An 18,820-nucleotide genomic window follows, 5' to 3' on the forward strand; every position below is an offset into this window, starting at 1 on the left:
TGCGGAAAACCGGATCAACTTTTCGCTAGAGCAAATTGCATTCTGACGGGATCAGAATGCTTGCTCTTTCTCTTTGGCGAAGCATCGTTTTTCGCGAAAAACCGGTTCCCACTTCTTCGCACGATGCTCTAGCGCGGCCCGCTGGGTCCGCACGATGCTCTAAGCCCCCGGATTGTCCCGCGCGAACATGATCATCGGATTGTCCTTGTAGGTCGTGCGCAGCAACTCCCGGTATCCGCATTTCTCCGCGACGCGGATCGAGGGCCGGTTCTCCGGAGCGACGATGCAGACGGTTCGCTCGCCTTCGAAGTGAGCATCGCCCCAGGCGATTGCGGCGCGCACCGCCTCGGTGGCGTAGCCCTTGCCATGGGCATGGGGTGCGATCATCCATCCGACCTCGGGCAAGCCGTCGAACGAAGGTTCGATATGGCGCTTGAAATCCGCGAAGCCGACCTCCCCCAGGAAGCGGCCGGTGGTCTTCTCCTCGACCGCCCAATAGCCGAAGCCCAGGAGCGCCCAATGTCCCACATAGCGAACGAGGCGGGCCCATATCTCCTCCCGGGTGAAGGGCCTGCCGCCGAGGAAGCGCGTCACCTCCGGGTCGCGCCAGAGCGCAAGACTTTCCGTGAAATCCGCGATGCCGTGCATGCGAAGGACGAGCCGCTCCGTCTCGAGCGTGGGAGCGGCGGAATGGGACGATATGGACATCGTGACAATTTGCGGCGACCGCGGGCGCAATGCAATGGAGATGCGTTGCGTCGGCGGTCTCCTGTTTAGAGCAGCCCTGCCCCCACGTTCACGGCAAGAGCCAGGATGGTGGTGTTGAACAGGAAGGCCAGCATCGCATGTGCCAGGCTCAGGCGGCGCATGCGCTTGGAGACGATCACCACGTCCGAGGTCTGGGCGGCTGCGCCGAAATTGAACGAAAAGTACAGGAAGTCCCAATAATCGGGCTTGTCGTCGTGCGGAAAGACCAGGCCTCTCCGCTCGCCTTCGTCGCCGTAATACTCATGGGCGTAGTGAATGGCATAGATCGTATGCACGAAGAGCCAGGAGCACAGGATCGTGACCCCGGCGACAGCCAGACGGAAAGCCTCCTGGCTGCGCGCAGTATGGATGCCCGACAGCTCGATCCCGATGGCCGCGAGACTGGCCACAGCCGCGGACAGGGTCAGGATCAGGAAGACCACCGCCTTTTCGTCCTCCTCCTCCGCCCGCTTTTGCATGATGGCCATCGTCGAGCGCGCAGCCATGATCCCGGCCAGGGTCAGGTAGCAGACGATGCCGACATCCCACGCCACCAGGAACCGCAAGACCGCCCCCCAACTCTGCGGCAGGAGCGCGTAGACAACGATCGCCAGGACAGTCGAACCGAAGAGCCGGGGCCGCAGGCGGGATTTGAGATGAAGCATCGACGTGTCTCGTTCGGCCGGGCTTCGGGGCCGACCCGGCGGCAACGCTGTTTTGCAGGCCCCGACTGGAGTCCCATGAGCTTTGTCCTACATCACCCCCGTCAACCTTCAAAGGAGATCGCGATGAACCGCAAGGCAAGAGCCGTCTGGCAGGGTACGGGCAAGGACGGTTCCGGGCAGCTGACGTCGGATTCGGGCGTGCTGTCGTCCACACCCTATTCCTTCAAGACCCGGTTCGAGAACGAGAAGGGCACCAATCCGGAGGAGCTGATTGCCGCCGCGCATGCCGGTTGCTTCACCATGGCCCTTGCCTTCCAGCTGCAGGGAGCGGGCTTTACCCCGACGGAACTCTCGACCGAAGCCGCGGTGTCGGTCGAGAAGCAGGGCGACGGATTCGTGATCACGAAATCGGCACTGACGCTCAAAGCCAATGTTCCGGGAATCGACCGCGCCAAGTTCGAGGAACTCGCCCGCACAGCCGAGAAGAATTGCCCGGTCTCGAAAGTGCTTAACGCCGAAATCACCATGGATTTCACCCTCGCGTGAACCGACACGATTCCTATGATGGCCGGGCTCGTCCCGGCCATCATTTTTGAATGCTCGCGATTCTCTGGCCCGATCGACAGAACCAATTCCCACTTGGCCCGTTGAGACACCAAGCGGCGCTTCACGCCGTACTCTCACGCTTAGGAGGAATACTCATGGTTGCGAAACATCTTGCGGTGGCTCTGCTGGGTTCGGCTCTGTTCGCGGCTCCGGCCCTGGCGCAGACTTCGTCCGGTTCCACGACGAACCCTTCGACCGGTGCGGCCCCGACGATGAACAACACCACCGGCTCGTCGAGCATGAACAGCGGCAACGTCATGACCCAGATGCAGCCTGGTCAGTGGCGCGCCTCGAAGCTCGATGGCCTGAACGTCTACAACAACAACAATGAGAAGATCGGCGACATCAGCGAACTGCTGCTCGACGACAGCGGCAAGGTCCAGGCCGTCGTGGTCGGCGTCGGCGGCTTCCTCGGCATGGGCGAGCACGACGTCGCCATTCCGTTCGATCAGGTCAAGTTCGTGAACGAGCCGCGCTCCAACACGTCGGCGTCCAATACGGGCACGAGCGGCACGGCCGGCACCGGCAATACGGCCATGAACAACACGACCGCTCCGAACACGGCTGCTCCGAACACCACCGGTTCCGTGGCCGGCACGACGAGCAGCACTGCGGACCGTTCCGCGCCCGATCACGCCCTGGTCAACATGACCAAGGACCAGCTCAAGGGCATGCCCGAGTTCAAGTACAACCGCTAAAGGCTTCGGCGGATACGGGAAAGGGGCCCTCGAGGGCCCCTTTCTCTTTGTTGGATTTAGGATTTCTGGTGCGCGATGATGCGGTCCTTGATCGCATCATAGGCGTTTTGGGGAATGATCTTCTTGTCGATGAGATCGCTCTTCGCCTTGTAAGGGCGGCCCTGGATGATCGCATCGGCCCGGGCGGTGCCGATCTGAGGCAGCTTGTCGAGCTCGTCCTTGGAGGCCGAGTTGATGTCGATGAGCTTGCCGACCGAGGCTGTCGAGCTGGGCGCCGGCTTTGCGGCAGGCGCCGGCATGGCCGCGCTTGCCGGCGGTTTGGCCGGAGTGCTGGTGCTTGGTGCGGTGGTCTGCGCCAGAAGCGGTGAGGTGAGCAGGAAAGCGAGAGCAGTGATCGCTCCGAGACGGGACAGATGCATTGTATCCTCCTTCTGTTCGCCAGCCATGATCAGGCCGCTTTCTTCAAAATGCCGAAACCCGCCGAAGGCTCCCCTGAACGGGCTGTTTTCCGGCGTTGAGATTCGCTCCTGATGCCCATCCTGCGCGTTGAGCCGCCGGCAAGCCCCCCGTTTGCAGATCGCGTCCGGCGTCGCCGCACGACCTGCAAACGGGATGAGGCGAGCAGCCTCGGTCGGCTCACCCACGGCTGCCTTCTGGCGCATTGTGCAAAAAGTGGACTTGGTTTTTCAGCATGCGCGATGCGCTGCGTTCGTCAGGAGCCTCGGATGGATCCAAACGTGCAAATCCACTTTTCGCGTTCGATGCTCAGAACGGGTATCCCTCCAGGCGCCGGTAATAGCCGAGATTGGGATAGCCCGCAGCCGTGCACCAATCCGCTCCCGGCAGGCAAGGCCGCCACTCCTCGGATGGAGGAGTAGGCGCGGTCAGCGGTGGCACTCCGGGGACCGAGCCTGTGATGAGAGGCTCTTCCCCGATGATCGCCCTGCGCTCCAGCCGTCTCTGGTGAGGCGTCCGGTAATAATGCGGCGCCGCCTGCTGCGCGTATTGGGCCGAATCGAGCAGCGCGGCGACGTCGTTAGGCGACCGGTCCTGTGCACGGGACACGGTGGCTGTGCCGGCCAGGATGGCAGCGGCTCCAAACATGGTAACTGCGACGGTTGTGAAGAGGGTTCTGGTCATGTGCACCTCCTTTCGAGGGCCATGATACCAATCGGGATCACCGGATCGGCGTTCCTCGCGAACAGCCATGATCGCGCTCCTGTGATGACAGGGCCGGGCCATGGCAAAACCCCGGCGGTCTGAGCCGGGGTTTTGCGAGGTCTTGCGAGGTCTGTCTGGTCCCGACGGGAAGGCCTTTAGAAGTCGCGCTGCACGCGCAGGCGTCCCTCCCAGCCATGGGACGAGCTTTGGACGGTCCCGGGAACTCCTACGACGCTCGACGGCACGAACACGTCTCCCCGGGGATCGATCTTGGCGTACATGATCTCGAGACCGAGATCGAGGCCGGACACCGGAGACCAGATGAGATTCGAGCCGAGACGCAACTCGTTGAAGTCCGAGAGCCCCACGGCGAACCCGCCCGGAGCGATCGCGGAAGCGCCTCCTCCGTACTCGACCCGCATATACGAGCCGAAGACCGACTGGCGGATATCCGGCGTCCAATAGTGGCGCAGGCCGCCCGCGATGGACCAGCCGCGACCGCGTTTGATGTCTCCGGTGATCGGATCGATATAGCCGTCGACCATGCCCACCGCCCCGGAGGCGCCGAGTTCATTGATCGGGTCGACAGCGGTGACGGAATTGCCGCCGTTCATGTAGGCGAGGGCCCCGTCCGTATAGGTCGCGGCGATCCAGAGAGCGTCTCCTGCGGCGATCTGTGGAAGATTGAAGGTCAGATAGCCCGCGACGGCGAAGCCGTATTCGGTATCCGGGATCGTGCCGACGACGCCTGGACCGAAGATGACAGGTCCGCCGACCGGGTTGGTGAGATCCAGACTCCGAAGCTGATGGAGCGCGCCGGAGAGCTGAGCGTTGCCCCAGGTTCCCACGTATTTGAGGTTGCCGACGATGTCGGGCATCCGGTCGCCACCATAGAAGAGCTCGGCCGCGGCCAACCCGCCCGGAATGAAACCGGTAAGACGGCGGTCATCGGGATCTTCGAGGGACAGGGTGGCCGAGAAGCCGTTGCCGAAAGAGAAGGTGTAGGCCAGCAGGTTGACGTCCGGCGCGTCGTCGAAGCGCAGGGTGCCGAAATGCTCGGTCGGAAGGTCGCCGTCCGAGAAGAACGAGACAGCGCGACCGGCCGTCAGGCCTCCGAACTGGACAAACGCCTCGGCCACCTGCGGGGATGTGGAAATCGTTCCGGTATTGGGAATGCCGTTACTGACGCCGGCCGTTCCGCCGAACAGGTTGAACGGCGTTCCCGTCGTGCGGGTGATCTCGTAGCGCACGAACGTGCGCAGCAGACCGTAGGCCGTCGCGGTACGGACATCGAGCTGGATGCGGCCGCGAATGTAGAAGCCGACCGCATCCTGATCACGGTCGTAGGTGGAACTGTACTGGTACTCGGCACGCGCCCGACCGCCCACACGCAGGCACGTGTCGGTGCCGGGAATGTAGAAGAATCCGTTGCCGTAAGTGGAGCAGACGCGAACATATTCGACGGGAGCAGCTTTTGCGACAGGCAGGTCGGCTGCGTGGGCCCCGGCAACGGTGGCGAGACCCGCCACCGATCCGAGGACAAGGCTCATGAAAGGCTTCATCACAATGGTCCTCCAGGCATCACACCCATTTGGTCCGGACGGGAAGCCTGCTTTCAGCACCCATGGCGGGTAGCGGCCTTCTTTTCCCGTCCGTCCAAGAAACGCCACGACTACTGGTGGAATATTCGTGGTCGGGAACACGACTATTTGCAATGCGATGGGCTTTCCTTCCCTCTGTTATTGAGGATTAATACGATTGAGTTCTTTGCGATGCTTGACAGGGAGCGGCCCAGATGCGAACCGCTCGAATTCCTCGATCCGGCGGGATTCGCACCCTTGCGTCCGGAGCCGGGAGCCGATTACATCCGGCCCCCGCAGCAGGGCGCCTCCCTGTCCGTGCGACCCTCCGCCTCGTCCGGCCCGATTCCGAATCAGCCGGTTTTTATGCTAGAACAAAGCACGAACAATCCAGCGGAAGACCTCCGTTTCCATGGACGAAAAACTCAGCCGCAAGCTGCGGATCCTGGCGGATGCCGCGAAATACGACGCGTCCTGCTCCTCCTCCGGAGCCCATGGGCGCAAGGCCGATATCGATGGCCTGGGCTCCACCACGGGAGCCGGAATCTGCCACGCCTACACGCCGGACGGGCGCTGCGTCTCCCTGCTCAAGATCCTTCTGACCAATTACTGCCTGTTCGACTGCGCCTATTGCGTGAACCGGCGCTCGTCCAACGTGAAACGCGCGCGGTTTTCGGTCGACGAGGTGGTGACGCTCACGGTCGCTTTCTACAAGCGCAACTACATCGAAGGCCTGTTCCTGTCGTCGGGGATCATCCGTTCGCCCGATCACACCATGGAGCAGATGCTGCTGGTGGCCAAGAAGCTTCGCCGTGAGCACGGATTTCGCGGCTACATCCACCTGAAGACGATCCCTGAGGCGAGTCCCTGGCTCATCGAGGAGGCGGGCCTCTGGGCGGATCGGCTGTCCATCAATCTCGAACTGCCCACGGAGAAGAGCCTGGAGCGGCTGGCGCCGGAAAAGGACGGCGCGTCGATCGAAGGCGCCATGGCCCAGATGTTCGAGCGAATCGAGGAAGCGCGCGAGGAACGCCGCCATTTCTCGCCCGCGGGACAGACGACCCAGGTCATCGTCGGGGCGGACGACACCACCGACGCGGAGGTCCTGAGCACCTCCGCCCGGCTCTACGGCCGTTACGACATGAAGCGCGTGTACTACTCCGCCTTCAGCCCGATTCCGGATTCGAGCGCCGTCCTGCCGCTGAAGCCGCCGCCGCTCCTGCGTGAAAGCAGGCTCTACCAGGCCGATTGGCTGATGCGCCATTACGGCTTCCAGGTCGAGGAGATCGCCGAAGGCGGCGAGAAGGGCATGCTCGATCTCGATGTCGACCCCAAGCTCGCCTGGGCGCTCAAGAACCGCCACCTCTTTCCCGTGGATGTGAACGCAGCCGCGCGCGAGATGCTGCTGCGCGTGCCGGGCCTCGGGACCCGCGCGGTCGACAGGATTGTGGCGGCGCGACTGCACACCGCGCTGCGGCTCGAAGACGTGGCCCGCCTGACCTCGGGCCTCAGGCGCTCCAAGCCCTTCCTCGTCACCATCGATCATCACCCGAAGGCTACTCTCGACCGGCAGGATCTGCGCGAACGCCTGATCGAGAAGCCCCGACAACTGAGCCTGTTCGCATGAACCTTCACCGCATCACCCTCCGGAACGCCGCGGATCTCGACGGTTTTCGCCGGGCCGTGCGCTGGCTCGCCTGCGAGGAACTCGCGCCGCAGCACGTCGTCTGGTCGCTCGACGAAGCGCCCGGCCTCTTCGGCGAGGACGCCTTGCGCGATGCGCCGCCGGTGTCTCTGCCGAGAGGCGTGGCGCGCCTCATCGAGCTCGGCGTGTGCCACAGCGATCCCGAACGCTATGCCCTGCTCTATCAGCTCGTCTGGCGCGTCCTGAACGGCGAGCGCGATCTTCTGGAGGTGGCGAGCGACCCGCTCGTCCACCGCATCGACGCCATGGCCCGCGCGGTCCGGCGCGACCTTCACAAGATGTACGCCTTCGTGCGCTTCCGGCGCATGAAAGCCGAGCATCTCGAGCGTTTCGCCGCCTGGTATGAACCGGAGCATTTCGTCCTGGAAGCCGCGGCTCCGTTCTTCATCGACCGCTTCCGCTCTCTCGACTGGACGATCCTGACTCCCGTGGGCTCCATGCGCTGGGACCGGCGGGAGCTGCGCTTCGGCCCGCCCGGGCGGCGAGAGGATGCGCCGGCGGAGGACGGCTTCGAGGAGGGCTGGCGCGGCTATTACGAGAGCGTGTTCAACCCCGCACGGGTGAACCCCGTCGCCATGCGGGCCGAGATGCCGAAGAAATATTGGCGCAACCTGCCCGAAACCGCCTCCATTCCGGGCCTGATCCAAACCGCCTCCCGGCGCGTTGACGCCATGATCGGACAGGAGGCGACCATGCCGGCAAAACGTACACCCGAACGGGCTCTCGAAGCCATGTGGGATCAGGAGCCCGCGACGCTCGAGGATCTCAACGCCATCATCGCCAAGGCGGGGCCGCTGGTGCCCGGCGCGACCCAGGCGGTGTTCGGCGAAGGGCCGAAGCACGCGGATATCGTGTTCGTCGGCGAGCAGCCGGGCGATCAGGAGGACCTGCAGGGGCGCCCCTTCGTGGGACCAGCCGGCAGGCTTTTCGACAAGGCCATGAAGGAAGCTGGCATCGACCGCTCACACGCCTATCTGACCAATGCGGTCAAGCATTTCAAATTCGAGCAGCGCGGCCATCGCCGCATTCATTCCAAGCCCACGGCCGGCGAGGTGAAGCATTACCGGCCCTGGCTGATGAAGGAGCTGGAGCTGGTGCGCCCCAAGCTCGTGGTGGCGCTCGGCGGAACGGCTCTCCTCGCCCTGACGGGCAAGTCCACGCCCATCTCCCGCTCGCGCGGGCGCGCCCGGTTCGGGCCTTACCTGGGCTACGTCACCGTGCATCCCAGCTACCTGCTGCGCCTGCCCGACGAGGTGACGAAGCGCGAGGCCTACGAGGCCTTCGTCGAGGATCTGCGCCGCATCCACGATCTCGCACAAGCCGATCCGGACACGGGCGAGCTGCCGCTCGCGGCTGAGTGATCGTCAGGATGATCGCCAGGGGAATCGCCAATGTGACCGCCAGCGCGATCGCCACGGCCCCGCCGTGAGCTTGCGCCTCCGATCGAGGCGGCGCATCACGGGCGTCACCGTGACGCCGTGAAGCACGATAGAGACGAGGATGACGAAGCCCGCCGTGCTCCAGAGCGCGTCCGGCCGGTCGAAATCCTGATGCCGCAGGGCGTAGGCGAGATAGTAGATCGAGCCGAGCCCGCGAATCCCGAAAAAGCTGATCGCCAGCCTTTCCCCGGCCGGAGACTTGGTTCCGATAAGCCCGATCCAGCCGGCGAGCGGCCGGACGACGAACAGTGCCAGCAGGCCGAAGACCACCGCCTCCCAGCTCAAGGCCCGAAAGAGCTGCCCGCCCGTCATCGCGCCGCCGAGAAGCACCAGCAGCGCCATCATGAGAAGGCGTTCGAGCTCTTCGGCGAAATCGTGCAGCTTCTCGTGATAGGCATCCTCCCGCCTGGTGGCGCGCAGCGCCAGCGCGGCCACGAAGACGGCGAGAAAGCCGTATCCCTCCGCCATCTCCGTAGCCCCGTAGGCCAGGCACGTGATGCCCAGCGCCACGAAGCCGGAGCCGGTGCGCGACAGCTTGGCCCGGTTCGGCAGATTGAAGGTGAGCCAGCCCAGGACCCGACCGACCGCATAGCCCATGACGACGCCGGCCACGATCTTCCACAGGACCGCATAGGCGAACCATTTGGCCAGAGACGTCACGCTGCCGCCCTGTGCCAGAGAAAGTGCGAGCAGGACGAAGGGAAACGCGAGGCCGTCGTTGAGCCCGGCCTCGGACGTCAGGGTGAAGCGCACCTCGTCCTCCTGCCCGCTCCTCGGCGGCCCCACCTGCACGTCGCTCGCCAGCACCGGATCCGTCGGCGCCAGCGCCCCCGCCAGCAGAACCGCGGAAGCCGCGCTCAGACCCAGGAGGCTGGAACCGAGCCAGGCGAGGCACAGGATCGTCAGGGGCATGGACAATCCGAGCAGCCGCCACGTGAAGGTCCACCGCTTCCAGCCGAAGGGCCGGTCGATCTTCAGGCCCGCCCCCATGAGCGAAATGATCACGACCAATTCGCTCGCGTGCTCGACGAGGGGGAGCTGCTCCATGGGGTGAGGCATCACCCCGGGCAGGTTGGGGATGGCGAAGATCAGCGCCCCCAGGCCAATGCAGAAGATCGGCAGGGAGAGCGGCAGCTCCTTCAGGACCATGGGGAGCCAGGCGGTCAGCAGGACGATGACCCCGAAGCCCGCCATCACGACGACGTAAGCGCTCATAGGGCAGCGAACGCGGCCACGACCTGGGCAGTTCCACTGTTGCAGGGGTTAACCGCCCCTTAAACCGCCACAATTAGGGTGCTCCAGAGCGTGAAGGCCGGAATCAAACCGGCATCGAGCGAATGTGCGGGGTTGAGAGAAACGTGGCGAACGGACGTGACCGGCGGGAGCCGGTTTTCGATGCGCCAGCCGCCGATGCGGGGGAGCTGGACTTTCACCTCTCGCCCGAGGACCGGGCAGGGGGATCATCCATGGCGAGACGGCGGAGTTCCAGGCGCGATGACGGCGACAAGCCCCTGCGTCGCGGCTCCCGTCCCAAGAAATCCAAGCGCAAGGGCCGTTCGATCCTCGGCAAGCTCGTCTATGCGGGCGTCGTTCTCTGCCTCTGGGGCGTTATCGCCGTCGGCGGCGTGGTGGCCTATTATGCCTCGCAGCTGCCGCCCATCGACCAGCTCACCGTTCCCAAGCGCCCGCCGAACATCGCCATCATGGCCAGCGACGGCTCGCTGATCACCAATCGCGGCGAGACGGGCGGACGCACCGTCGCCCTGAAGGAGTTGCCGCCCTATCTCCCGAAGGCCTTCGTGGCCATCGAGGACCGGCGCTTCTACGACCATTTCGGCATCGACCTGACGGGCATCGCCCGTGCGGTCTACCGCAACCTCGCCCATTCCGGCGGCCTGCAGGGCGGCTCGACGCTCACCCAGCAGCTCGCCAAGAACCTGTTCCTCACCCAGGAGCGCACCGCCTCGCGCAAGATCCAGGAGGCGATTCTCGCCCTGTGGCTCGAGCGCAACTACTCGAAGGACCAGATCCTCGAACTCTACCTCAACCGGGTCTATTTCGGCGCCGGCGCCTATGGGGTCGAGGCGGCCGCGCAGCGTTATTACGGCAAGTCCGCGCGCAACGTCTCGCTCTCGGAGGCCGCGGTACTCGCGGGGCTCGTGCAGTCGCCCTCCCGGCTCGCGCCCAACCGCAATCCGGACGGAGCCAAGGCCCGCGCTCAGCTCGTGATCGCGGCCATGAACGAGCTCGGCTTCATCACGCCGGACATGACCAAGACCGCGCTTGGCCAGCCGGCCGAGCCCGTGCGCCCGAACGGGGCGGGCTCGGCCAATTACGCGGCCGATTACGTGATGGACGTGCTCGACGACTTCGTCGGCACCATCGACGGGGATATCGCGGTCTTCACCACCATCGATCCCAAACTGCAATCCGCCGCCGAGCACGCCCTGGTGGATGAGCTCAACGCCAAGGGCCAGAAATTCAACGTGGGCCAGGGCGCCTTCGTGGCCATGAAGCCCGATGGCGGCGTCCAGGCCCTGGTCGGGGGCCGCAACTACGAGACGAGCCAGTTCAACCGGGCCACCTCCGCCCGCCGCCAGCCGGGCTCGTCCTTCAAGCCCTTCGTGTACCTGACCGCCGTCGAGCGGGGCTATACCCCCGACATGGTCGTCGAGGACGGTCCCGTCAGCTACAAGGGCTGGAACCCGCAGAACTACGACCGCAAGTATCGTGGCCCCGTCACCCTGCGCGACGCCCTCGCCCTGTCGCTCAACACCATCGCGGTCAAGCTCAACATGGAGGTCGGGCCGAAGAACGTGGCGCAGACCGCGCAGCGGCTCGGCATCACCTCGCCGATCCAGGCGAACGGATCGCTCGCGCTCGGAACCTCGGAAGTGACGCCCCTCGAGCTTGTCGGCGCCTATGCGGCCTTCGCCAACGGCGGCACCGGCGTGACGCCCTACGTGATCTCCGAGGTCAGGACCCTCGACGGCAAGATCGTCTACAAGCGCCCCGCCTCCGCCGGCGGCCTCGGCCGCGTCATCGATCCGTCCGCGGTCGCGATGATGAACGAGATGATGCACAACACCTTCGTGATCGGCACCGCCCGGGCCGCGCAGATCCCGGGCTGGCCGATGGCCGGCAAGACCGGGACCACCAACGACTACAAGGATGCGTGGTTCGTGGGCTTCACGGGCAATCTCGTGGCGGGCGTCTGGCTCGGCAACGACGACGGCGCGCTCACCAAGAAGGTCAGCGGCGGCAACCTGCCGAGGGAGGTCTGGCACACCTTCATGAAGACCGCCCTGAAGGACAAGCAGCCCGTGTCGCTGCCCGGCATGGAGCGCTTCCGCGACGACGTGCCCGTCGCCGGTTCGGGGACCGATCCACGCTATGCCAATGCCGGCAACGGCGACACGGGCTGGGGTCAGCCCCAGCCTCAACCGCAGCCGCAGCGCCGGGTCAGCCGCGAGAAGAACTTCTTCGAGAAGCTGTTCGGGCTCTGAATTCCATTACCTCCCGGGTAATCGCCTGAATTCTCCGGGCACGGCATATTGGCTTCACCCTCAAGCCAAGGAGCACGCCATGCCCGCCTACGCCGTCGCCCGCCTGTACGATGTCGCCATGGGGCCGGACATCGTCGCCTATCTTCAGAAGATCGACGCGACTCTGGCGCCTTTCAAAGGTCGGTACATGATCCATGGAGGTCCGGTGGACAGCCTCGAAGGGGCATGGTCGGGCGACCTGATCATGATCGAGTTCCCGGACAGGGCCCGTGCCCGCGACTGGTACGCCTCTGCGGCCTATCGGGCGATCCTGCCGCTGCGGACCCGGCATTCGAAAGGTGACGTCATCCTGATCGACGGCGTTCCCGACGACCATCAGGCAGCCGACATCCTGGCGGCGTGACGGCCAAGGCCGCTCAGGCGGCCCTGCCCCGCACCCGCCCCGTCGCCGCAAAGACGATCAGGGCCAGGATGCCCGTGCTGGCGATGGCGGTCGGAAGCGGCAGCGCGGAGCCGCCGAGATTCTGGCCCAGCACGATGCCCAGGATCGCCGCGAAGGTCATCTGGCAGATCCCGAGCAGGGACGAGGCCGCCCCGGCCCGCTCCGGGAACGGCATCAGGGCCGAGGCCATCGCCTGCGGCATGGTGAGGCCGACCCCCAGGGCGTAGATCGCCATCGGTCCCGTGATGGCGAAGGACGAGGACACACCGGACGCGACGAGCACAAACATGAGTGCGCCGCCGGCCGCGAGGCCCGCCACGCCGAACCGGATCGTGCCGTCGAGCCCGTGCCGCCCGACGAGATTCTGCGCCAGAAACGTGCCGGTGATGTAGCCCACGACCATGAAGGCGAAGGAGAAGGCGAAAGTCAGCTCATCCAGGCGGTACACCTCCTGCAGCACGAAGGACGAGCCGGAGATGAACGCGAACAGGCCGCCATAAGCGAGCATGGAAAAGCTCACATAGGTGCGATAGGCGGGGTGGCGCAGCAGCATTCCGAACCCCGCCAGGATCGCCGTGAAGGAAAGCGGCGCGTCGGATTTCGTCCGGATGCTCTCCGGCAGCCGCAAGAGCACGGTCGCGGCCAGCGCAACGCCGCAGATCACCATGACGGCGAAGGTCATCCGCCACTCGTAGACCTGCGCGATCAGGCCGCCGAGAACCGGCGCGAGCGCCGGCACGACTCCCATGATGCTGCCCATGCGGGACAATTCCCGTCCGGCGCGCGGCCCCTCGTAGAAGTCGCGCACGATGGCGCGCCCGAGCACGATGGGGCCGGAGGCGCCGAGCGCCTGGAGAAACCGGGCTCCGATCAGGACCTCGATGGTGGGCGCGAGCGCGCAGATGAGGCTCGCCAGGGAGAACAGCCCGAGCCCGAACAGCAGCACCGGCCTGCGGCCGACCCGGTCGGAGACCGGCCCGTAGACGAACTGCCCTGCCGCGAAGCCCAGGAGGAACGCCGAGAGCGTCATCTGCGCCTGCCCGGTCGTCGCCTGAAGGCCCGCCGCGATCGCCGGCAGGGAGGGCAGGTACATGTCCGTCGAAAGAGGCCCGAGCGCGGTGAGCAGCGCCAGGACGACGGTGAGGGCCAGGGTATCGGGTTTGAGCATGGAAGGGCCGGATGAGACGTGAAGAATTTAGGGTTAAGCCGGGAACCCGGTTCTGTCACGGGCTCTCAGAGGACGAAACCCTCTTGCTCACACCGAGTTCACGGTACAACATAACAAATTGTCGTATCGATATGAGCTTCGCCTATGTCCCTCGTTCCCCCGTCCGGTCGGTTGCACCCCGGTCTCGCATTGGCTGTCCACCGCTTCCCGTTCGCCATCCTGGCCGCGAGTCTCGCGACAGTCGGTCTTCTCAGCCTGATTTCGATTTCCGGGGATCAACGGATAGAGACCAGCCCCTGGAAGCCGGACGACGTCATGGACGTGCTATTCGCATTAGTCCTGTCGTTCTTCACGGCCGTGATCGCGGCTTTTGCGGCATCCGGGCAGAGCGTCCGGGTCCGGTTTCTCGCCGAGGGCACAGGATTCCTGATCGGCTTCTCGTTCCTGTACTGGGTCAAGCTCGAAGACGATACGGCCCCGTCCCTCCTCTTTGCATGCCTGTGTTTCATGTCGGTCGCGGCGGGCATCGCCGCGCGGCGCGGCGTGAGCGGCTTCTGGTTCGCCAATGCCCATCTCATCGCCAGTCTCGCCATCGGGCTTATCGCTTTGGGAGTCGTTCTCGCCGGCGGGGCAATCCTGTACTTCACCATCGACACCTTGCTGGGCGATACCTTGCCGGGATGGCCCATCGAGAAGCTCGGGACGGCGTTGGGGACCATTGTCATCTTCTTCGCCTTCCCTCTGCTCTGGCTGACGCTCGTGGCGCCCATCGCTGCGGAACCGATCAGGCCGGATCACGACAATCTCCTGCTGCGCATCATTGCCGTTCTGACCGATGCTCTGCTGGTTCCTCTGACGTCGATTTTCGGCGGCGTCCTTCATCTTTACGCCCTGCGCATCGCGGTCACCGGCGAAATGCCGAAAGGGCAGATCGGCACGATCGTGCCGCTCTATCTCGTGCTCGGGTACGGAACCTATCTCCTCGCCTCGGGGCCGCACGCACCGCTGGCACGGGTGCGGTCCCTGTTTCGAGCCTCGTGGCTGGCGAGCACGCTGGTTCCTCTGGCCCTGCTGACGCTCGCGATCGGCATTCGCGTCAGCGCCTACGGCATCACGGAAGAACGCTATTGGCTGATCCTGGTGATCATCGGCGCGGGCTTCCTCCTGGCGTCCGTTCTCGTTCGGCGGCCTTTCGACATCCGCCTCGTCCCGCTCACGGGCGGCATCCTCACACTCGTCGCGGTGATTGGGCCCCTGAGCGCCGAGAAGGTGACGTTCTATAGTCAGTCGGCGCGGACACAGGCGCCGCAGACCGATGCCGACGCGTTGGACTCCTCCGCCAAACCCTCCTCCGACGTCTCAGCCCTTACGGGACCTGAGACCTTCGACTTCACCCAGCCCGCCATCATCCGGGCCGGAACGGTCACGATTCTCAACGATTTCGCCGTCGACTTCGATCAACAAAGGTCGCACACGATCAGGAGCTTTTCGACAAGCGTGACGCTCACCCTCGAGGGCCAATTCCTGACCCTTGAAGGCGACACCTGGACGAGCCGGTTCGATCTCTCGCCTCTCTTGACGATGGACGGCAGAGCTCTGGCGGATCTTGATTCGACCCTGCACAGCGTCAAGGGCAGAGAGGGCGATTTCGTTCTGTCCCGCTTTCAAAGAACGGCCGAACCCACGGGAGATGCCATCCGCCATCTGAGGGGCACCGTCATTCTCCATTGATCGGCCCCGGAAGGCCAAGGCCAGTGTGGCCCCTTTACACGGTCACCTGGGTTCCCACCTCCACTACGCGGTCGGTGGGGATCTGAAAGAACTTGGTGGCGTCGCTCGCGGACTTGGCGAGGGTGATGAACAATTTGTCCTGCCAGCGCGGCATGTCGCTGTGGAGCGCGGGCCGGATCGAGCGGCGCGAGACGAAGAACGACGTCGTCATGATGTCGAACTTCAGGCCCGTCTTGCGCAGGAGGGCGAGGCCGCGCGGAATGTTCGGCGTCTCCATGTAGCCGAAGCTCATCGTCGCGCGCCAGAACGAGTCCCCGAGAGGCTCGATTCGGGCCCTCTCCCCGTCGGAGATCCGGGGCGCATCCTCGGTCCGCACGGTCAGGATCACGTTCTGCTCGTGCAGGATCTTGTTGTGCTTGAGGTTGTGCAGGAGCGCCGATGGAGCGGTCGTCGGATCGCCCGTCATGAACACGGCCGTGCCCTTCACGCGATAAGGCTGGCTTTTCTGCAGCATCGCGATGAGCTCGAGGAGCGGCACATCCGCCTTGCGGGTCTTCTCGATCAGGAGGCGCGTGCCCCGGCGCCAGGTGAGCATGAGCGTGATCAGGGCGGCACCCACGAGGAGCGGCATCCAGCCTCCCTGTGGGATCTTGAGGGCGTTCGCGACGAGAAAGATCATGTCGACGATCAGGAACGGCGCGATCACGGCAATCGCCAGCCAGAGCGGCCACTTCCAGTATTTCCAGACGACCACGAAAGCCATGATGGCGGTCACCACCATCGTGCCCGTGACGGCCAGTCCATAGGCATGGGCCAGGGCACTGGAACTCTTGAACAGGATGACCAGGAACACGACCGCGATCAGAAGCAGGACGTTCATCCTCGGCACGTAGATCTGTCCCTTCTCGGTTTCGGAGGTCCAGCGGATTTCCATGCGCGGCAGCAACCCCAGCTGGATCGCCTGCTGGGTCATGGAGAAGGCTCCGGTAATCACGGCTTGGCTGGCGATGACCGTGGCGACCGTCGCCATGACGACCATCGGGAGCAGCGCCCAATCCGGATAGAGCAGGAAGAAGGGGTTCTCGATCGTGTCCGGATGGGCGAGCAGCAGGGCCCCTTGCCCGGTATAGTTGATCGCGAGGCATGGCAGGACGAGACCGAGCCAGGCGGTCTGGATGGGTTTGCGCCCGAAATGACCCATATCGGCGTAAAGCGCCTCCGCCCCCGTGACCGCAAGGAACACGGCGCCGAGAGCCAAAAGACCGACTGTCCCGTGGGTGGCCAGGAAGGCGATGCCGTAGGTCGGGCTGAGCGCCGCCATGATGCTAGGATCGTCGACGATATGGACGGCCCCGCCTAGGGCCATCAGCAGAAACCAGATCCCGGTGATCGGTCCGAACCAAGCGGCGACACGGGCCGTGCCTCGGCTCTGAATGGAAAAAAGGCCGACCAGGATGGCGAGGCTCAGGGGCAGGACGTAGCGCGAGAAACCGGACGAGGCGACGGTCAGTCCCTCGACGGCCGAGAGCACCGAGATCGCTGGCGTGATGATGGCATCGCCGTAGAACAGCGCGGCCCCGATCATGCCCAGCAGGGTGATGACGAAGACGTTGTGCCCCATCACCTTCTGGGCCAGCGCCATGAGGGTGAGCGTTCCGCCCTCGCCGTTGTTGTCGGCCCGCAGGATGAACAGCACGTACTTGACCGTGACGATGACGATCAGCGCCCACAGGATCAGGGAAACGATCCCGAACACCATCGGGCGGGTGACGGTGCCGCCTCCGGCCGCCGCGGAGAGGGACTCCTTGAGCGCATAAAGCGGGCTCGTGCCGATATCGCCATAGACTACGCCGAGCGTGCCCAGTGTCAGGCTCCAGAGGCCCGGGCGGTGGGGAACGGTCGAGGAGGCTTCGAGTTCAGCCGTCCGGCCTTCGCGGATTGCTGGCATGGCCCTGTCCGTCTGCGGCGGGCATCGCGTCACTCATCCGACCGGCTCCTGGAGCCGCCGGGCATATGGCCATTCGTCCTCGTCGTCCTGAAGGATACGACATTGCTCGATGCCGGCTCGTTGACCCTCAGCCGCTGGGCCTCGACCAGAGCGCCGAAGAGTGCAAGGATCAGGTTGTCGTGCTGGTATTCGACCACGTCCTCGACCCAGTTGAGGGCCAGGCCCCGAAGGGTGATCATGCAACTCCACCGCCGATCGTCGCATGACAGCCGATGCAGGCTCCAGTCCGGCAGTTCCCAGCCGACGAGCCACACGCCCAGATCGAGCCAGGCATGCGCGGCGAACAGCCGGTCGGCGACTTCGCTGGAATGAGCGCTCGATTGAAGCCGGGGGCAGGCCTCCCGCAGGATCTTTGCCACAAGGCTCCCCCGCGGCTTGTCCGCCGCTTCGATCGCCGCCAGGAGTGCGCGAAGTTCACGCTCCCGATCCCGCTTGGACCACATCAAGGGTGTCCGGATCTTCAGGCCCGCGCCTGACCTAGTTTTCCTTCTACCAGGAAGCGGTGTCAAAATCAGGGCGCGGACGGACTACCGCCCTCACCCGATGCGGTGCAGGGCGCTGCCGTAGGTCTTGAGCCAGGCCTCCGCCTCGTCGGTGCGCGGGCAGAGCTGATAGGTGATCTTCCAGAAGCGCTGGGAATGGTTGAGCTCGCGCAGGTGGGCGACCTCGTGGGCCGCGAGATAATCCAGCACGAAGGGCGGCGCCATGATGAGGCGCCAGGAGAAGTTGAGCGCCCCGTTGGCCGAGCAGGAGCCCCAGCGGCTCTTGGTGTCGCGCACGGTGATCCGCTTGGCGGGCTGCCCGAGCTGAGCCGTGTGCTTCTTCACCGCGAGCGCGAAGTCGCGCTTGGCCTCGGCTTCCAGGAAGTCTCGCACGCGGCGGGCCACATGGGTGGCCTCGCCCGTGACGGCGATGATCGGCTCGCCCGCGCTGTCGCGGGCCGCCTGGGTCAGCCCCCGAATCGAGGACCAGTGGACGATGCGGTGGGGCACACCGCGTAGGGGCACGAGCGCGCCCGGCTCGAACAGCACCCGGTCGGGCACCTTGGCGAGGCGGCTTGCGATCCATGCCCCATGACTATCGGCGAATTTCTGGGCGAGGCCCACATCGGTGCGCTCGGGAATGGTGAGCACGACCTCGCCGGTCGCGTGGGAGACGCGCAGCGTGATTCGTTTCGCGGTCGGACGACGTTTCAGGGCCACCTTGAACGACTGGCCCTCGTAGCAAACCTTGAGATGTGGCGGGTCCGCAGGAACGCGGCGGAACAGAGCGGATTTCATGTCCGCAATCTGCCCGCTCACGTCGATTCTGTCAGCGCAGCCGTTTGCCGCTCCTAAGAACGTATCGAGAACGGATCCGGGCTC

At 64.8% G+C, this 18,820-nt stretch carries 17 protein-coding genes; 7 read left to right on the forward strand and 10 right to left on the reverse strand.

Translation table 11 applies throughout. From position 1 onward, the window contains the following. Positions 1-159: 159 nt before the first annotated feature. Positions 160-708, reverse strand: coding sequence for a GNAT family N-acetyltransferase (locus AB8841_RS28565; RefSeq protein ID WP_370439116.1), 549 nt, complete (start codon positions 706-708; stop codon positions 160-162). A gap of 65 nt (positions 709-773) precedes the next feature. Continuing rightward, positions 774-1,412, reverse strand: a complete 639-nt coding sequence (locus AB8841_RS28570; RefSeq protein ID WP_370439117.1) for a DUF1345 domain-containing protein — start codon at positions 1,410-1,412, stop codon at positions 774-776. A gap of 123 nt (positions 1,413-1,535) precedes the next feature. Here AB8841_RS28570 and AB8841_RS28575 point away from each other — a divergent pair, with 123 nt between their 5' ends. Beyond that, the gene (locus tag AB8841_RS28575; RefSeq protein WP_370439118.1) at positions 1,536-1,958 is read left to right on the forward strand and encodes an OsmC family protein; all 423 of its coding nucleotides are present in this window, start codon (positions 1,536-1,538) and stop codon (positions 1,956-1,958) included. Positions 1,959-2,113: 155 nt separating this feature from the next. Next, complete coding sequence (locus AB8841_RS28580; RefSeq protein ID WP_370439119.1) at positions 2,114-2,716, forward strand: PRC-barrel domain-containing protein; 603 nt, start codon at positions 2,114-2,116, stop codon at positions 2,714-2,716. Between the two features lie 56 nt (positions 2,717-2,772). On the opposite strand, the gene AB8841_RS28585 is transcribed toward AB8841_RS28580, so the two are convergent. The 3 genes from AB8841_RS28585 to AB8841_RS28595 all read right to left on the reverse strand — a co-directional run bounded on the left by AB8841_RS28585 (position 2,773) and on the right by AB8841_RS28595 (position 5,427). Further along, positions 2,773-3,135: a ComEA family DNA-binding protein gene (locus AB8841_RS28585; RefSeq protein WP_370439120.1), complete on the reverse strand. Its 363-nt coding sequence runs from the start codon at positions 3,133-3,135 to the stop codon at positions 2,773-2,775. 346 nt (positions 3,136-3,481) lie between these two features. Beyond that, positions 3,482-3,856 carry a hypothetical protein gene (locus AB8841_RS28590; RefSeq protein WP_370439121.1) on the reverse strand — a complete coding sequence of 125 codons (375 nt, stop codon included), beginning with the start codon at positions 3,854-3,856 and terminating at the stop codon, positions 3,482-3,484. Between the two features lie 176 nt (positions 3,857-4,032). Continuing rightward, positions 4,033-5,427 (reverse strand): porin, encoded by a 1,395-nt coding sequence (locus AB8841_RS28595; protein ID WP_370439122.1) that lies wholly within the window; start codon positions 5,425-5,427, stop codon positions 4,033-4,035. Between the two features lie 442 nt (positions 5,428-5,869). On the opposite strand from AB8841_RS28595, the gene AB8841_RS28600 reads away from it, so the two are divergent. Together AB8841_RS28600 and AB8841_RS28605 are read left to right on the forward strand one after the other, a co-directional pair. Continuing rightward, on the forward strand, positions 5,870-7,084 hold the full coding sequence (locus AB8841_RS28600; protein WP_370439123.1) for a putative DNA modification/repair radical SAM protein: 1,215 nt from the start codon (positions 5,870-5,872) through the stop codon (positions 7,082-7,084). Next, positions 7,081-8,523, forward strand: coding sequence for a UdgX family uracil-DNA binding protein (locus AB8841_RS28605; RefSeq protein ID WP_370439124.1), 1,443 nt, complete (start codon positions 7,081-7,083; stop codon positions 8,521-8,523). The genes AB8841_RS28600 and AB8841_RS28605 overlap by 4 nt, the downstream gene beginning before the upstream one ends. A gap of 3 nt (positions 8,524-8,526) precedes the next feature. Here the strand turns inward: AB8841_RS28605 and AB8841_RS28610 are convergent, their stop codons facing one another. Continuing rightward, positions 8,527-9,816 carry a cation:proton antiporter gene (locus AB8841_RS28610; protein WP_370439125.1) on the reverse strand — a complete coding sequence of 430 codons (1,290 nt, stop codon included), beginning with the start codon at positions 9,814-9,816 and terminating at the stop codon, positions 8,527-8,529. Positions 9,817-9,959: 143 nt separating this feature from the next. Between AB8841_RS28610 and AB8841_RS28615 the strand changes: the two genes are divergently transcribed. Both AB8841_RS28615 and AB8841_RS28620 read left to right on the forward strand, forming a co-directional pair. Beyond that, complete coding sequence (locus AB8841_RS28615; RefSeq protein ID WP_370439126.1) at positions 9,960-12,107, forward strand: transglycosylase domain-containing protein; 2,148 nt, start codon at positions 9,960-9,962, stop codon at positions 12,105-12,107. 79 nt (positions 12,108-12,186) lie between these two features. Then, on the forward strand, positions 12,187-12,510 hold the full coding sequence (locus AB8841_RS28620) for a DUF1330 domain-containing protein (RefSeq protein ID WP_370439127.1): 324 nt from the start codon (positions 12,187-12,189) through the stop codon (positions 12,508-12,510). 13 nt (positions 12,511-12,523) lie between these two features. Here AB8841_RS28620 and AB8841_RS28625 read toward each other — a convergent pair whose 3' ends face one another. After that, positions 12,524-13,717, reverse strand: a complete 1,194-nt coding sequence (locus AB8841_RS28625; protein WP_370439128.1) for a multidrug effflux MFS transporter — start codon at positions 13,715-13,717, stop codon at positions 12,524-12,526. Positions 13,718-13,861: 144 nt separating this feature from the next. On the opposite strand from AB8841_RS28625, the gene AB8841_RS28630 reads away from it, so the two are divergent. Further along, on the forward strand, positions 13,862-15,448 hold the full coding sequence (locus AB8841_RS28630; protein WP_370439129.1) for a DUF4153 domain-containing protein: 1,587 nt from the start codon (positions 13,862-13,864) through the stop codon (positions 15,446-15,448). Between the two features lie 34 nt (positions 15,449-15,482). Here the strand turns inward: AB8841_RS28630 and AB8841_RS28635 are convergent, their stop codons facing one another. From AB8841_RS28635 to AB8841_RS28645, 3 genes are all read right to left on the reverse strand, one after another. Then, a complete protein-coding gene (locus AB8841_RS28635; protein WP_370439130.1) occupies positions 15,483-17,396 on the reverse strand; it encodes a potassium transporter Kup in 1,914 nt (637 codons plus the stop codon). Between the two features lie 29 nt (positions 17,397-17,425). After that, on the reverse strand, positions 17,426-17,902 hold the full coding sequence (locus AB8841_RS28640) for a hypothetical protein (RefSeq protein ID WP_370439131.1): 477 nt from the start codon (positions 17,900-17,902) through the stop codon (positions 17,426-17,428). Positions 17,903-17,992: 90 nt separating this feature from the next. Then, the gene (locus AB8841_RS28645; protein ID WP_370439132.1) at positions 17,993-18,736 is read right to left on the reverse strand and encodes a M48 family metallopeptidase; all 744 of its coding nucleotides are present in this window, start codon (positions 18,734-18,736) and stop codon (positions 17,993-17,995) included. Positions 18,737-18,820: the final 84 nt, after the last annotated feature.

Origin of the sequence: Microvirga sp. TS319 (assembly GCF_041276405.1) — a bacterium.
Classification (GTDB): domain Bacteria; phylum Pseudomonadota; class Alphaproteobacteria; order Rhizobiales; family Beijerinckiaceae; genus Microvirga.

Coding starts and splice junctions, on each gene's coding strand:
- AB8841_RS28595 (WP_370439122.1), bottom strand. CDS start 5,427: ATGAGCCTTGTCCTCGGATCGGTGGCGGGTCTCGCCACCGTTGCCGGG.
- AB8841_RS28605 (WP_370439124.1), top strand. CDS start 7,081: ATGAACCTTCACCGCATCACCCTCCGGAACGCCGCGGATCTCGACGGT.
- AB8841_RS28630 (WP_370439129.1), top strand. CDS start 13,862: ATGTCCCTCGTTCCCCCGTCCGGTCGGTTGCACCCCGGTCTCGCATTG.
- AB8841_RS28600 (WP_370439123.1), top strand. CDS start 5,870: ATGGACGAAAAACTCAGCCGCAAGCTGCGGATCCTGGCGGATGCCGCG.
- AB8841_RS28570 (WP_370439117.1), bottom strand. CDS start 1,412: ATGCTTCATCTCAAATCCCGCCTGCGGCCCCGGCTCTTCGGTTCGACT.
- AB8841_RS28620 (WP_370439127.1), top strand. CDS start 12,187: ATGCCCGCCTACGCCGTCGCCCGCCTGTACGATGTCGCCATGGGGCCG.
- AB8841_RS28610 (WP_370439125.1), bottom strand. CDS start 9,816: ATGAGCGCTTACGTCGTCGTGATGGCGGGCTTCGGGGTCATCGTCCTG.
- AB8841_RS28575 (WP_370439118.1), top strand. CDS start 1,536: ATGAACCGCAAGGCAAGAGCCGTCTGGCAGGGTACGGGCAAGGACGGT.
- AB8841_RS28585 (WP_370439120.1), bottom strand. CDS start 3,135: ATGCATCTGTCCCGTCTCGGAGCGATCACTGCTCTCGCTTTCCTGCTC.
- AB8841_RS28590 (WP_370439121.1), bottom strand. CDS start 3,856: ATGACCAGAACCCTCTTCACAACCGTCGCAGTTACCATGTTTGGAGCC.
- AB8841_RS28580 (WP_370439119.1), top strand. CDS start 2,114: ATGGTTGCGAAACATCTTGCGGTGGCTCTGCTGGGTTCGGCTCTGTTC.
- AB8841_RS28635 (WP_370439130.1), bottom strand. CDS start 17,396: ATGCCAGCAATCCGCGAAGGCCGGACGGCTGAACTCGAAGCCTCCTCG.
- AB8841_RS28645 (WP_370439132.1), bottom strand. CDS start 18,736: ATGAAATCCGCTCTGTTCCGCCGCGTTCCTGCGGACCCGCCACATCTC.
- AB8841_RS28565 (WP_370439116.1), bottom strand. CDS start 708: ATGTCCATATCGTCCCATTCCGCCGCTCCCACGCTCGAGACGGAGCGG.
- AB8841_RS28625 (WP_370439128.1), bottom strand. CDS start 13,717: ATGCTCAAACCCGATACCCTGGCCCTCACCGTCGTCCTGGCGCTGCTC.